Below are 14,369 nucleotides of genomic sequence, written 5' to 3' on the forward strand. Positions count from 1 at the left end.
ACCGGGCAAGTCAGAGATCCACCTGGACCCCCTCGAGAACGGCTGAGAGTAGAGCTTGTGTCTGACCGTCTGATCGTGCGCGGAGCGCGTGAGCACAACCTGAAAGACGTCTCGGTCGACCTGCCGCGGGACGCCATGATCGTCTTCACCGGCCTGTCGGGGTCCGGGAAGTCCAGCCTGGCCTTCGACACGATCTTCGCCGAGGGTCAGCGGCGGTACGTCGAGTCGCTCTCGGCGTACGCACGGCAGTTCCTCGGTCAGATGGACAAGCCGGACGTCGACTTCATCGAGGGCCTGTCGCCGGCCGTCTCGATCGACCAGAAGTCCACCTCGCGGAACCCGCGGTCCACCGTCGGCACGATCACCGAGGTGTACGACTACCTCCGGCTGCTGTTCGCCCGCGCCGGACGTCCGCACTGCCCGGAGTGCGGCGAGCCGATCGCGCGCCAGACGCCGCAGCAGATCGTCGACCGCGTGCTCGAGCTGGAGGAGGGCACCCGGTTCCAGGTGCTCGCGCCGGTCGTCCGCGGCCGCAAGGGGGAGTACCTGGACCTCTTCCGCCAGTTGACCGGTCAGGGCCTGTCGCGAGCCCGGGTCGACGGCGAGACGATCCAGCTCACGGACCCGCCGAAGCTCGACAAGCAGAAGAAGCACAACATCGACGTCGTCGTCGACCGGCTCGCGGTGAAGCGCTCGGCCAAGCAGCGGCTGACGGACTCGGTCGAGACCGCTCTCGGTCTGGCCGGCGGGCTGCTCGTGCTGGACTTCGTCGACCTCCCGGAGGACGACCCGCACCGCGAGCGCCGGTTCTCCGAGAAGCTCGCCTGCCCGAACGATCACCCGCTCGCGATCGACGAGCTCGAGCCGCGGTCGTTCTCGTTCAACTCGCCGTACGGCGCCTGCCCGGTGTGCACCGGTCTCGGGACCCGGATGGAGGTCGACCCGGAGCTGCTCGTGCCGGACCCGTCGAAGTCGCTCGACGAGGGCGCGATCCAGCCGTGGTCGGGCCAGAACGTCTCGCAGTACTTCGAGCGCCTGCTGGACGCGCTGGCCAAGGACCTGAAGTTCAAGACCGGCACGCCGTTCGGTGAGCTTCCGGCGAAGGCCAAGAAGGCGCTGCTCACCGGTCACGACAAGCAGGTCCACGTCTCGTACCAGAACCGCTACGGCCGCGAGCGGTCGTACTACACGAGCTTCGAAGGCGTCATCCCGTACGTCGAGCGACGGCACGCGGAGGCGTCGAGCGACACCGGGCGGGAGCGCTTCGAGGAGTACATGCGTGAGGTCCCGTGCCTGGCCTGCAACGGCGCGCGGCTGAAGCCGATCTCGCTGGCGGTCACCCTCGGCGGGAAGAACATCGCGGAGATCAGCGCGATGTCGATCGACGAGGTGCACGGCTTCCTGGCACAGATGGAGTTGAGCCCGCGCGAGAAGCAGATCGCCGAGCGGGTGGTCAAGGAGATCGGCGAGCGGCTGCGGTTCCTGCTCGACGTCGGTCTGGACTACCTCGCGCTCAGCCGCCCGGCGGGCTCGCTGTCCGGCGGTGAGGCGCAGCGGATCCGGCTGGCGACGCAGATCGGCTCGGGTCTGGTCGGCGTACTGTACGTGCTCGACGAGCCGTCGATCGGCCTGCACCAGCGGGACAACCGGCGGTTGATCGACACGCTCGTCCGGCTCAAGGAGCTCGGCAACACGCTCATCGTCGTCGAGCACGACGAGGACACCATCGACCACGCGGACTGGGTCGTCGACATCGGCCCCGGCGCCGGTGAGCACGGCGGCCAGGTCGTCGTGTCCGGCACGGTCGAGGACCTGCGCAACCACCCCGACTCGATCACCGGCGCCTACATCTCCGGCCGCCGGGAGATCCCGATCCCGGACGTACGGCGGCCGCTCACCGAGGGCCGCGAGCTGACCGTGTACGGCGCGCGCCAGAACAACCTGAAGGATCTCGACGTGACCATCCCGCTCGGGGTGTTCGTGGCGGTCACCGGGGTGTCCGGCTCGGGCAAGTCGACGCTGGTGAACGACATCCTCTACACGTCGCTGGCGCGGCAGATCTACGGCGCCCGCGCGGTGCCCGGCCGGCACACGAAGATCTCCGGGATGGACCTCGTCGACAAGGTCATCCACGTCGACCAGTCGCCGATCGGCCGGACGCCGCGGTCCAACCCGGCGACGTACACCGGCGTGTGGGACCACATCCGGAAGCTGTTCGCGGAGACGCCAGAGGCGAAGGTCCGCGGGTACCAGCAGGGTCGCTTCTCGTTCAACGTCAAGGGCGGCCGCTGCGAGGCCTGCTCGGGTGACGGCACGCTGAAGATCGAGATGAACTTCCTGCCGGACGTGTATGTCCCGTGCGAGGTCTGCCACGGCGCCCGGTACAACCGCGAGACGCTCGAGGTGCACTACAAGAGCAAGACCGTCGCGGACGTGCTGGACATGCCGATCGAGGAGGCGTCCGAGTTCTTCGCGGCGATCCCGGCGATCTCGCGGCACCTGAAGACGCTGGTCGAGGTCGGCCTCGGGTACGTCCGGCTCGGGCAGCCGGCGCCGACGCTGTCCGGCGGTGAGGCGCAGCGCGTCAAGCTGGCGTCCGAGCTGCAGCGGCGGTCGACGGGCCGCACGGTCTACGTGCTGGACGAGCCGACGACCGGTCTGCACTTCGAGGACATCCGCAAGCTGCTCGGTGTCCTGAGCGGCCTGGTGGACAAGGGCAACTCGGTGCTGGTCATCGAGCACAACCTCGACGTCATCAAGACGGCTGACTGGCTGATCGACCTCGGTCCCGACGGCGGGCGTCGCGGTGGCACGCTGGTTGCGGAAGGTACGCCGGAGGAGGTCGCAGCCAACCCCGAGTCGTACACCGGCCAGTTCCTCGCCGAGATCCTTGCAGGCCGCGCCGCCAGGCCGAGCGCCAAGAACGCCGCCGCGAAGTCAGCACCCGTGAAGTCGGCACCGGCGAAGAAGACGGCTGCGAAGAAGACGGCCGTCGCGAAGAAGACAGCGGCTAAGAAGACGGTGGCCAAGAAGACTGCGCAGAACGCTGCGCCGGCGAAGAAGACGGCTGCCAGGAAGCGCGTCGCAGGCTGATCAGCGGCGGAAGAGTTGCTGCCAGAGGTGCCGGACCCAGGTGCGGCGCGGTGACGGCAGCAACGCCGCCGGCAGCACGACTGCCGGCGGCTTCGCGAGCGTGACCGGCACCTGAACCATGCGGTCGCCCTGCAACCAGTACAGGTCGGGGCTGCACTGGTCCGGTGCATCGCGATAGATGTCGGCGACGTACTGCGCCAACTGGTCCGCGGCCTGCTGTCCCGCATCGGCGGCGCAGAACGCGACCGTGCTCAACCTCGGTACGCCGACCAGCACACCCAGACCGAGGGAGGCCTGGGGCAACAACTTCTCGCGGTCGACGATCGCCATCGACACGAGCGGGTCGTCGTCCCGGGAGAGCACCGAGAAGCCGTCGTGCTCGACCGGCCGCAGATCCGAGATGTGCTCCAGCGTCAACTGCACCGGCGACGGTACGTCGGGATCACCGAGTCCGAGCATAGAACGCCGTACGACGGTCAGCCGGCGATAGTCCGCACCGGTGCCGACGAACACCACGACCTCGAAATGGTCGCCGAACGGGATCAACGCGTCCGCCACCGGACCGGACGTCCGCGCCGACCAGCCACGCTGCAGCAGCATCGCGCGCTGACGTACGGCGACGTCGCCGTACCGGTGTTCCTCCGTGGCCAGCTCGCCCTCCGCGACGACCGCGCGCAGCCACGCCTCGATCTGCTCGGCCCACAGCTGCTGCGGGAGCTGACGGCACCGATCGATGATCTCGCCGAGACCGACGACGGCCGACATCTGCAGCGCGCCGCGGCCCCACCCGACCTCGACCGTCCGTTCGGCGGTGTCGACGACGCACCCCGGCATCCACATCGGCGCCAGGTCCGCGATCGCCTTCAGAACCGTCGAATCGTTCGTCGTACCAGTCATCTCCAGGCCTCTCCCACCACTAAAGTGTGCCGGGCATCCATTCGGTACGTTTCAGGTCCCCTGCGTTTGCTGGGGGCCGGCCAGCGGAGAAACCTTAGTCGTGAGATCGGGGCGATGACTGAATCTGACTGGCAGGGCCGTACGACCCGCACATCGCCGGAGCCTGGCCGCTGCATTCGAGCGAGCTGGAGACCGAGACGCGGCGCGCCGTCCTGGAACTCGCAGCCCGTGTCGTCGGGATCGTGACGCAGACTGCCAGCTGATTCACAGCAAACCTTCAAACTGCGGTTCAATCCCGACGAGGTTGAACCGTTCGGCCGATCCGGTCGTTTGACTCGGTATATAGCGTTCAACTACTTCGATCAGCAGGCTCCTGGAGGTCCAGATCTATGAGCGATGACACGATGGCACCAGCTACCACCCCGCAGCAGGCCAAGGCGGCCGACGGTCTGCGCGACCGGAGGACGGTGCTCCGCTGCGCGGCGATGGTCGCGCTCGCGGGTGCCAGCGCTCCGATCCTCGCGGCCTGCGGTGGCAGCGACGACGCCTCGGGCGGCGGTACGACGCCGTCCGCGAGCGGCTCGAGCTCGGCGCCGAGTGCCAGCAGCAGCGCCTCGTCGAGTGCCCCGTCGTCGAGTGCGCCGGCCGGTGGCGGTTCGGTGCTCGGCCCGGTGTCCGACGTACCGGTCGGCGGCGGGAAGGTGTTCACCGACGCGAAGGTCGTGGTGACGCAGCCGACCGCGGGCCAGTACAAGGGTTTCTCCGCCGTGTGCACGCACCAGGGCAACCCGATCGGCTCGGTGGAGAACGGCCAGATCGTCTGCCCGTTCCACCAGAGTCACTTCAGCATCACCGACGGCAGCCCGGTCAGCGGACCGGCGCAGACGGCGCTGCCGGCCGTGAACGTCAAGGTCGAGGGCGGCAACATCGTCGAGTCCGCGTGACCACAGGTTGACCACAGACTGAGCGGAACAGACGAAGGCCCGGCCACCGGGGTGAGGAAACTGGTGGCCGGGCCTTCAGCTGGTTGTCAGGACTAGTCGGCAGCTCCGACGAACAGCAGCTTGTTCGGCGAGCCCGTGCCGGGGTCGCCGACCTTGTCCGCCGTCGAGTTGTCGACCAGCGCCTTGGCGACGTCGGCCGGCGTCGCGTCCGGGTGGTCCGCCAGGTACAGCGCGACCCCACCGGCGACGTGCGGCGTGGCCATCGACGTACCGCTCATCTTCGCGGTGGAGTCAGGGTCGGTGATGCCGACCGAGGTGATGTCGACGCCCGGTGCGAACAGGTCGACGCACTTGCCGAAGTTCGAGAACTCCGCGCGCTTGTCCTGGTCGTCGGTGGCGCCGACGGTGATCGCCGAAGGCTCCCGCGACGGCGAGCCCTGGCAGGCGTCCGCGCTTTCATTGCCAGCAGCAACGGCGTAGGTGACGCCGGAGTCGACCGAGGCCTTGACCGCCGCGTCGAGGGCGTCGTCGGCGCCGCCGCCGAGGCTCATGTTCGCGACCGCCGGCTTCTTGGCGTTCTTGGTCACCCAGTCGATACCGGCCACGACGGACTCGGTCGTGCCGGAGCCCTTGCAGTCGAGCACCCGGACGCCGAAGACCTTCGCGCCCTTGGCCAGGCCGTACGTCGTCCCCGCGATGGTGCCGGCCACGTGGCTGCCGTGACCCATGCAGTCGACGCCGTTCTGGCCGTCGCCGACCGTGTCGGTGCCGACCGACGCGCGGTCGCCGAAGTCCTTGTGAGCGGCGTAGATCCCGGTGTCGATCACGTAGACGTTCACGTTCTCGGCGGTGGTCGACGCCTCGTACTTCTTGTCCAGCGGCAGGTCGCGCTGGTCGGTGCGGTCCAGGCCCCACGGTGGGTCGTCCTGGCTGACCGTGATCTTCTGGTTCTGCTGGACGAACGCGACTCGCTTGTCACCGGCCAGCTTCTTCGCCTGGTCCTCGGTCATGCCGGCGGAGAAGCCCTTGATCGACGCGTCGAACTGCTTGTTGATCTTGACGTCGTAGCCCGTGGCCAGGCTCTGCGCCGCGGCCCGGGTCTGGGCCCGCGAGTTCTGGCCGGCCAGTACGACGATGTAGCTGCCGGGGATCGCGTTCGAGCTGCCGGCGCCGCGGATCGTGACGGGAGCGGTTTGCGATGCGTCACTACCGGCCGCGGTAACGGCGATTCCGGTGACGGCGAGCGCGGACGCAGCGACGGCACCGAGTAAGGCGCGCGGTCTGCGAAGGGATGGGGACATGGGCGGAACTCCCTCGAGTCAGCGCAAGGCCTTGTTGCCTCACGCAAAGGACCTGCGCATCTACCCTGGTCCACACGCTAGGGAGCGCGCCCATCCCAGTCGGGGGTCAAACCGGCCTTATGGGCAAACCCGCAATACGACCGCAATCTTCAGCTGGTTTGCCGCGCCTGGTGATTGGAATACTTCCGCGTCGCGAACTCGTACGCCTCCCCGATCAACGGCAGCAGCTGGTCCAGACCGGTTGGGTCGACGATCGCAACCCAATGCTGAGTGGCATAGAACGGATGTGGCATCAGAACGTCACGGGCGGCGTAGTCGTGACCCGAGTCGAGCACCCAGTCGGCGTCGCGCTCGGTCGGCACCGGTCCGAACAGCGACGTGTACGTCGTCTTGGTGAGGCCGAGGTTGAGACGCCAAGACCCGGGCTCGTCGAGCCGGGACACCTTCTCGTAGTGGTCGCCTGTGACAATGGTGGCGAACGGTTGCTGCCGCTCCGGTGGCAGGTCGGCGGCCGGGTCGTACAGGTAGAACAGGTCGTCCTGGGCCTCGAGGACCCGGACGCCGTCGTACGCGCGCATCAGTCGATCCAGTTCTTCAACTCTCATACCTTCAAGTCTGTCATTGAAGGAGCAGTGGAAACTTTGCCGCGATTCCGGATTTGTCGGCGGGCCGAACTAGGGTGGTTGAGTGGCTGATCCGTCCTCGTACCGTCCCGCTCCGGGATCGATCCCCGACTCGCCAGGTGTCTACCGTTTCAGCGACTCCGGCGGCCGGGTGATCTACGTCGGCAAGGCGAAGAACCTGCGCGCCCGCCTGTCGTCGTACTTCCAGGACCTGGTGAACCTGCACCCGCGCACGCAGGCGATGGTGACGACGGCCGCGAAGGTCGAGTGGACGGTGGTCTCGACCGAGGTCGAGTCGCTGCAGCTGGAGTACTCCTGGATCAAGGAGTACGACCCGCGCTTCAACGTGAAGTACCGCGACGACAAGTCGTACCCGTGGCTCGCGATCACCCTCAACGAGGAGTATCCGCGGGTGATGGTCGGCCGCGGCCAGAAGAAGAAGGGCGTGCGGTACTTCGGTCCGTACAGCCACGCGTGGGCGATCCGGGAGACCGTCGACCTGCTGCTCCGGGTGTTCCCGATGCGCTCGTGCAGCAAGGGGGTGTTCAACCGGCACCGCCAGATCGGCCGGCCCTGCCTGCTCGGGTACATCGGCAAGTGCGCCGCGCCCTGCACCGGGCAGGTGACCCAGGAGGAGCACCGGCAGATCGTCGACGATTTCGCCGCGTTCCTCTCCGGCCAGACCGCGACGTACGTGCGCCGGCTGCAGAAGGAGATGCAGGCCGCGGCCGCTGAGCTCGAGTACGAGCGGGCCGCAAAGATCCGCGACGACCTGGCCGCCCTCGAGAAGGCACTGGCCAAGAACGCGGTGGTCCTCGGCGACGGCACCGACACCGACGTGATCGCGCTGAGCGAGGACCCGCTCGAGGTCGCGGTCCAGATCTTCTACGTCCGCGGCGGCCGGATCCGCGGTGAGCGCGGCTTCATCGCCGACAAGGCCGACGGTACGGCGAGCACCGGCGACCTGGTGTCCCGGTTCATCCAGCAGACGTACGCCGGGGACTCGGCCGACGCGATCCCGCGGGAGATCCTGGTCCCGACGATGCCCGAGGACGCGGCCGTGCTGACCGAGTGGCTCGAGGCCACGCGCGGCGCGCGGGTGGACATCCGGGTCCCGCAGCGCGGCGACAAGAAGGCACTGATGGAGACCGTCGAGCGCAACGCGCTGCAGACGCTGACGATGCACAAGACCAAGCGGGCCAGCGACCTGACCACCCGCAACCAGGCGCTCGAGGAGATCCAGGCCGCCCTCGACCTGCCCGAGGCGCCGCTGCGGCTCGAGTGCTACGACGTCTCGAACCTGCAGGGCACCGAGGTGGTCGCCTCGATGGTGGTGTTCGAGGACGGCCTGCCGCGCAAGAGCGAGTACCGGCGGTTCGTGATCAAGGGCGTCGACGGCCAGAACGACGTCGCCTCGATCGCCGAGGTCCTGACCCGCCGGTTCAAGCGGCTCCTGGACGAGCGCGCCACCATGACCGCCGACGAGGATCCGAACGGCGCCCTCATCGACCCCGAGACCGGGCGCGCCAGGAAGTTCTCCTATGCGCCGGGGCTGGTGGTCGTGGACGGCGGTCCTCCGCAGGTCGCGGCGGCCCGGCAGGCGATGGACGAGCTCGGCCTCGGTGACATCCCGGTCTGCGGCTTGGCGAAACGCCTGGAAGAGGTGTGGCTGCCGGACGAGGAAGACCCGGTGATCTTCTCGCGGACGTCGGAAGGCCTCTACCTGCTGCAGCGGCTCCGGGACGAGGCGCACCGGTTCGCGATCACGCACCACCGCAACCGGCGGTCGAAGTCGATGGTCGAGAGCGTCCTCGACGAGGTGCCGGGCCTCGGCGAGGTCCGGCGGAAGACGCTGCTGCGGCACTTCGGGTCGCTGAAGAAGTTGCGGCTGGCCACGATCGACGAGGTGGCCGATCTGCCCGGTTTCGGGCGCCGTACGGCGGAGTCCGTCGTACTCGCGGTTAACGCTGCCGCAACGAAGGCGGAAACCGGCCGGGCTCCGTCGGTGAACATGGCCACAGGCGAGATACTGGATGATGACGCCCCGGCGCCGGCCGGGACGCCTGAACGGGGACCCAGGGAGAACTGAGAACTGATGGACGACACGGGCGGCAACCTCATCATCGTGTCCGGTATGTCGGGCGCGGGACGGAGCTCCGTCGCCGACGTACTGGAGGACCTCGGCTGGTTCGTGGTGGACAACCTGCCGCCGATGTTCCTGACCACCCTCGTCGAGCAGGTCGTCGGGACCGGCGCGGCGCCGCGGCTCGCGGTCGTCGTCGACGTCCGGACCGGCCTGTTCTTCGAGGAGCTGAGCTCGGCGATCCACGACCTGCGGCTCAAGGGGTACCGGCCGCTGACGTTGTTCCTGGAGGCGTCCGACGACGTCATCGTGCGCCGGCAGGAAAGCGTCCGCCGGCCGCACCCGTTGCAGGGCGAGGGCCGGCTGCTCGACGGCATCCAGCGTGAGCGCGAACTGCTCGGCGACATCCGGGCCGGCGCCGACCTGGTGATCGACACCTCGAGCCTGAACATCCACCAGCTCGCCGCGAAGATCGTGAACGCGTTCGGCGACGAGGAGAACGCGGAGCTCCGGGCGACCGTGGTGTCGTTCGGGTTCAAGTACGGCATCCCGGTGGACGCCGACGTGGTCGCCGACATGCGCTTCATCCCGAACCCGTACTGGCAGCCCGACCTGCGCCCGATGACCGGGCAGGACAAGCCTGTGTCAGACTTCGTGCTCGGCCATCCGCTGGCCCAGCAGTTCCTGCAGAACTACGTGGACGTGCTGGACACCCTGCGGACCGGCTACCTGAACGAGGGCAAGCGCTTCGTCACCGTCGCGATCGGCTGCACCGGGGGTAAGCACCGCAGTGTCGCGATGGCGGAGGAGATCGCCCGCAGGCTGCGCGAGAAGGGGTCACCGACGTTAGTGGTACACCGGGATCTGGGGCGGGAGTGAGCCGGGCGCCTCGGGTCGTCGCACTGGGTGGGGGACATGGCCTGGCCGCATCCCTTTCCGCGCTTCGTCACGTCACCGATCAGCTCACCGCGGTCGTCACGGTCGCCGACAACGGCGGCTCGTCCGGGCGGCTGCGCCAGGAGCTCGGCGTACTGCCGCCGGGTGATCTGCGGATGGCGCTGGCCGCGCTCTGCCGCGACGACGAGTGGGGCCGGACGTGGGCCGACGTACTGCAGCATCGCTTCCGCAGCAACGGTGAGCTGCACGACCACGCGGTCGGCAACCTGCTGATCGTCGCGTTGTGGGAGCTGCTCGGCGAGGCAGTCGACGGTCTCGACTGGGTGGGCCGGCTGCTCGGCGCGGAGGGCCGGGTGCTGCCGATGTCCGCCGTACCGCTGGATATCACCGCACGGGTGCTCGGGCTGGACCCGGCGCATCCGGAGGCGATCACGGAGATCCGCGGTCAGACCGAGGTGGCGTCGACCGAGGGACATGTCGTCGACGTCGCGCTGGACCCGGCCGACCCGCCGGCCTGTCCCGAGGCCCTGGTGGCGATCGCGGAAGCGGACTGGGTCGTGGTGGGGCCGGGGTCCTGGTTCACCTCCGTCATCCCTAACCTGCTGGTGCCCGCACTGTGCCGCGGCCTCGAGCAGACCAGCGCCCGACGACTCCTGACGCTCAACCTGGGAGAGCAGAAGGGGGAGACCGACGGGTTCTCGCCCGAGACGCACCTGGAGGTGCTGGCCGGGCACGCGCCGGATCTCCGGATCGACGTCGTGCTCGCCGACGCCGGTCACGTGCCCGACCCCGAGTCGCTGCGCCGTACGGCGGAGTCCCTCGGGGCCGAGCTGGTGATCGCCGACATCGCCGACGAGGACCGCGACCTGCACCACGCCCCGGACAAACTCGCCAAGGTCTACCGGGAGATCTTCAGCTAATCGAAATCGGCGTCGACGTCCTTCTTGGCGGTGTACACCTGCTTGCCCTGCGCGTCGTACCCGCGCACGCGGACGTTCTGGATGTCGGAGTTCCCGCCGGTCAGGCCCCAGATGTAGTAGCCGTTCGAGATCAGCGCGCGGGTCGGGCCCTGCTTCGGCAGGTCGACGACGAGCTGCGCGACGCCGTCCGGCACCATTCCGAAGCTGAAGTCGTCGGCGAACTTCCCGTTCGCCTGTACGGCGCTCCGCGTGTAGTCGTACGCGCCCTTCGCGGTTGGCGCCAGCATGTGGCACCAGGCGTAGACCTTCTTGTCGGGTGATATGAGTACGGCGGTGAGCTTGTTGCCGGTGCCCGTCTTGAGCGCGACCTGCCAGTCCTTCGTGACCGGGCCGGCGGCCTTGATCCGCGGATCCTGTGCACTGCTCCTACCACTGAAGTAGATGTCGTCCACTTCGCGGCACCGCGTGGTGATCTGCTCGTCGGTCAGCGGACTGACCGGCGGCGGGGGAGCGAGAGCTTTCCGGGTCAGCGGGTCCTTCGTGAGTACGACGTTCGGCGTGATCGGCTCGGCGGTCTTGACCGTGACGCTGTCCGGGACGGGCCGTTCGGTCGCTGCGGTCGGGAGCGAGGGTCGCGTGTACTCGAAGGTCTTGCGGCCCTGCTCGTCGTACCCGCGGACGTGCCGGACCCGGCCGCTGGTCGAGGCGTCGAACCCGAGCGAGTAGTAACCGTTCTCGCCGAGTAGTGCCTGCCGCGGTTCGGTCTCGCCGTCGAGGTCGACCAGAACCTCGCGGACACCGTCCGGAACCCGGTTCGCGACTGCCCCGCTCGGCTTCGTGCCCGAAACGTCGGCCTTGGTGCTGAAACGTCCATAGGACTGCGCCTGCCCGACACTCATCAACGTGCAGGTGCTGACGATGGACTGGTCCGGCGACAGGAACATCGCCTGCACCCGGTTGCCGGCGCCGGCCTTCACGACGACCTTCCAATTGGCGCCGAGCGGTTGACCCTTGTCGAAGGAGTTGGCGCCACGCTCGCGCAAGAAGTCAACGTGCTCGTTGTCGGCTTGCTTGCACTGGCTGCGCAGGTTGGCGTCGCTCAGCTGGCTGACGGGCGGAGGCGTCTGGACGCCATCGCCGGTCTCGTCCTTGATGACGCGACCGGTTGTCGGATCCATCGTGAGCCGCGGGCTGTCCGCCGGGCCGGTGCTCTCGTTGCGGTTCGCGGACCAGGTCGCGACACCAGCGATGATGACGCCCGTGGTGAGGACGGCGGTGGAGACCGTTGCGATTCGCGTCCTCCGCACGGAGCGCCGGGCACGCACGAGCAGATCGTCGACGTCGGTGGTCAGTGGCTGGTCGGTGTCATCGGCGGCAGCGGCCAGCAGGCGTTCGATCTCCGTACTCATGAGGCGCTCCTTTCGGTCTGGTCGAGAAGTTCGCGGAGGCGGGTGAGGCCACGGGAGGTCTGGCTCTTCACGCCGCCGACGCCGATGCCGAGGATGTCGGAGGTCTGTTCGAGGCTGAGGTCGGCGTAGTGCCGCAGTACGACGCACGCGCGTTGACTCGGCGGCAGCGCGCCGAGCGCCTGCACGACGAGCATCCGGTCGTCGACAATGCCGACCGGATCAGGCTGCGGCGGGGTCTTCTCATCGGTGTCGACGAGCCGTTCCCGTCGCCACGGCTTCCTGGACTGGTCGAACACGGCCGTGACCAGGCATTGGTGCGCGTAGCCGTTCAGCCCTTGGGTGCGGTCGATCCGGTGCCAGCGGCGGTACACCTTCACCAGCGCGTCCTGCGCCGCGTCCTCCGCCCGGTGCCAGTCCCCACACATCAGGTACGCCGTTCTGCGCAGCCGCCGGATCGTGGTCGCGGCGAACTCGGTGAACTCGGCGTCGTCCGGTGCCTTCATACCCCTCCTCTCAGAACATCGCCGGAGTAACGCACTGAGCCCGCCAAAAGGTTGCAGTTCTCGTAACGGATCCTCTCCGCTTCCGTTGGAGTGATCGACCCCGAGACGGCTTGCGTTCGTCGCGAGGGTGATGAAGCGACTGGGTCTGCGAGCGGCCGGCGGTTGTCGGTGGTCGATGGGAGGGTGGTGAGATGGCGAGGTTCAAGATCCCGGACGGTTGGGTGATGCAGGCATACCGGTACGCGCTGGATCCCACGCCCGCCCAGGAGCGGAGCCTGGCCTCTCACGCTGGGGCAGCAAGGTTCGCTCGCAACCACATGCTCAGACTGGTGAAGGCGGTGCTGGACCAGCGGGCGGCTGAGCGGTCGTACGGCGTTGCTGAGGCTGACCTGACGCCGGGCCTGGGATGGTCGCTACCGGCGTTGCGCAGGGTGTGGAACGCGCGCAAGAACTCGGCGGCGCCGTGGTGGAAGGAGAACTCCAAGGAGGCATACAACACAGGCCTGGACTCCCTCGCGAGGTCGCTGGAGGCGTGGTCGAAGTCCCGCGGAGGCAGGCGTGCCGGGCGGCCAGTTGGGTTCCCCCGCTTCCACACCAAGCGTGCGCGCGCGAGCGTCCGGTTCACCACCGGTCCCATCCGGCTCGAGCCCGACCGGCACCACGTCACCCTCCCCAAGCTCGGCAGGATCCGCACGCACGAATCCACACGGAAGCTCGGACTCCGCATCGAGAGCGCGACCGCGCGGGTGCTTTCCGCGACGGTTGCCAGGGACAGTGATGGGCGTTGGTACGCCTCTTTCCAGACTCTCGTACAACGCACCACCACCCGTCCGGCACACGCGGGTATACGGCACGCCGTGGTGGGTGTGGATGTCGGTGTGAAGGACCTGCTGGTGGTCGCCACTCCGGACGGCGCCGAGGTCGAGCGTGTGCCTGCGCCCCGGAGCCTCGCCAGGGCACAGGTCCGGCTGCGAGCGCTGCAACGCAAGGCCTCACGCCAGCAGGCCCCGTACGATCCCCAGTCGAAGCAGAAACGGTTGCCTTCCAAGCGGTGGCGACGCACCCAGGCCCTGATCGGTAAAGCCCACGCGCGCGCCGCGAGCATCAGGCGGGACACTGTGCAAAAGGCCACCACCCGGCTCGCCCAGCAGGTCCTGGTCATCACCGTGGAGACCCTCAACGTCTCGGGCATGCGGACGGCCGGCGGTGCGCGCAAGCGTGGCCTGAACCGCGCGTTGGCGGATGCCGCTCTCGCGCAGGTACGACGCATGCTCGCCTACAAGACGATCTGGTACGGGTCCAGACTGGTCGAAGCCGACCGCTGGTATCCGTCCAGCAAGACCTGCTCGGGATGCGGAAGCCGAAAGCCAAGGCTTCTGCTGGCCGAGCGCAGTTACGTGTGTGAACACTGCGGCCTGGTCATCGACAGAGACCTGAATGCCGCTATCAACCTCGCGAGACTCGGCGAGGCTCACACCCTGAGTGAACGGAGTCCCGCCGGGAGTGGCCCGGTTGCAGGACGTGGAGCCACGCAGGAGACCGAACCCGCGCCAGCGGGCGACGCAGCAGGCTGTGAAACGTCAACCCCGCCCCAGCACCCGCTGGATCAGACGGGGACTGCCTCACCGCAAGGCGAGGCTGCCTGATGGAGCAAACCGACGTTCGCTTTGCCAGCAGGCAACGGTCTTTGACACGGGTG

General features: G+C 68.2%; 11 protein-coding genes. 6 read left to right on the top strand and 5 right to left on the bottom strand.

The features are described from left to right. The first annotated feature begins 57 nt into the window (after window positions 1-57). Window positions 58-3,093 carry an excinuclease ABC subunit UvrA gene (gene uvrA, locus EV649_RS22360; RefSeq protein WP_130385504.1) on the top strand — a complete coding sequence of 1,012 codons (3,036 nt, stop codon included), beginning with the start codon at window positions 58-60 and terminating at the stop codon, window positions 3,091-3,093. Here the strand turns inward: uvrA and EV649_RS22365 are convergent, their stop codons facing one another. Then, window positions 3,094-3,990 (bottom strand): hypothetical protein, encoded by an 897-nt coding sequence (locus tag EV649_RS22365; RefSeq protein WP_130385505.1) that lies wholly within the window; start codon window positions 3,988-3,990, stop codon window positions 3,094-3,096. It lies immediately after the preceding gene. A 389-nt stretch (window positions 3,991-4,379) separates the two neighbouring features. Here EV649_RS22365 and EV649_RS22370 point away from each other — a divergent pair, with 389 nt between their 5' ends. Then, window positions 4,380-4,934: a Rieske (2Fe-2S) protein gene (locus EV649_RS22370; protein ID WP_130385506.1), complete on the top strand. Its 555-nt coding sequence runs from the start codon at window positions 4,380-4,382 to the stop codon at window positions 4,932-4,934. Between the two features lie 92 nt (window positions 4,935-5,026). Here the strand turns inward: EV649_RS22370 and EV649_RS22375 are convergent, their stop codons facing one another. After that, on the bottom strand, window positions 5,027-6,235 hold the full coding sequence (locus tag EV649_RS22375; protein ID WP_130385507.1) for a S8 family peptidase: 1,209 nt from the start codon (window positions 6,233-6,235) through the stop codon (window positions 5,027-5,029). A gap of 149 nt (window positions 6,236-6,384) precedes the next feature. Continuing rightward, the gene (locus EV649_RS22380; protein WP_130385508.1) at window positions 6,385-6,840 is read right to left on the bottom strand and encodes a DUF6194 family protein; all 456 of its coding nucleotides are present in this window, start codon (window positions 6,838-6,840) and stop codon (window positions 6,385-6,387) included. An 82-nt stretch (window positions 6,841-6,922) separates the two neighbouring features. On the opposite strand from EV649_RS22380, the gene uvrC reads away from it, so the two are divergent. The 3 genes from uvrC to yvcK are packed head-to-tail and all read left to right on the top strand — an operon-like array spanning window position 6,923 to window position 10,758. Then, complete coding sequence (uvrC, locus tag EV649_RS22385) at window positions 6,923-8,947, top strand: excinuclease ABC subunit UvrC (RefSeq protein ID WP_130385509.1); 2,025 nt, start codon at window positions 6,923-6,925, stop codon at window positions 8,945-8,947. A 6-nt stretch (window positions 8,948-8,953) separates the two neighbouring features. Next, window positions 8,954-9,820, top strand: coding sequence for an RNase adapter RapZ (rapZ, locus tag EV649_RS22390; RefSeq protein ID WP_130385510.1), 867 nt, complete (start codon window positions 8,954-8,956; stop codon window positions 9,818-9,820). Continuing rightward, a complete protein-coding gene (yvcK, locus tag EV649_RS22395) occupies window positions 9,817-10,758 on the top strand; it encodes a uridine diphosphate-N-acetylglucosamine-binding protein YvcK (RefSeq protein WP_130385511.1) in 942 nt (313 codons plus the stop codon). The genes rapZ and yvcK overlap by 4 nt, the downstream gene beginning before the upstream one ends. On the opposite strand, the gene EV649_RS22400 is transcribed toward yvcK, so the two are convergent. Both EV649_RS22400 and EV649_RS22405 read right to left on the bottom strand, forming a co-directional pair. Then, the gene (locus EV649_RS22400; RefSeq protein ID WP_130385512.1) at window positions 10,755-12,167 is read right to left on the bottom strand and encodes a hypothetical protein; all 1,413 of its coding nucleotides are present in this window, start codon (window positions 12,165-12,167) and stop codon (window positions 10,755-10,757) included. The genes yvcK and EV649_RS22400 overlap by 4 nt on opposite strands. Beyond that, entirely contained in the window at window positions 12,164-12,670 is a 507-nt protein-coding gene (locus tag EV649_RS22405; protein WP_130385513.1) for a SigE family RNA polymerase sigma factor, read from the bottom strand. Before EV649_RS22405 ends, EV649_RS22400 begins: the two co-directional genes overlap by 4 nt. 191 nt (window positions 12,671-12,861) lie before the next feature. Here EV649_RS22405 and tnpB point away from each other — a divergent pair, with 191 nt between their 5' ends. Continuing rightward, window positions 12,862-14,316 carry an IS607 family element RNA-guided endonuclease TnpB gene (gene tnpB, locus EV649_RS22410; RefSeq protein ID WP_130385514.1) on the top strand — a complete coding sequence of 485 codons (1,455 nt, stop codon included), beginning with the start codon at window positions 12,862-12,864 and terminating at the stop codon, window positions 14,314-14,316. Window positions 14,317-14,369 lie beyond the last annotated feature (53 nt).

Origin of the sequence: Kribbella sp. VKM Ac-2569 (assembly GCF_004216905.1) — a bacterium.
In the GTDB taxonomy this organism is placed as follows: domain Bacteria; phylum Actinomycetota; class Actinomycetes; order Propionibacteriales; family Kribbellaceae; genus Kribbella.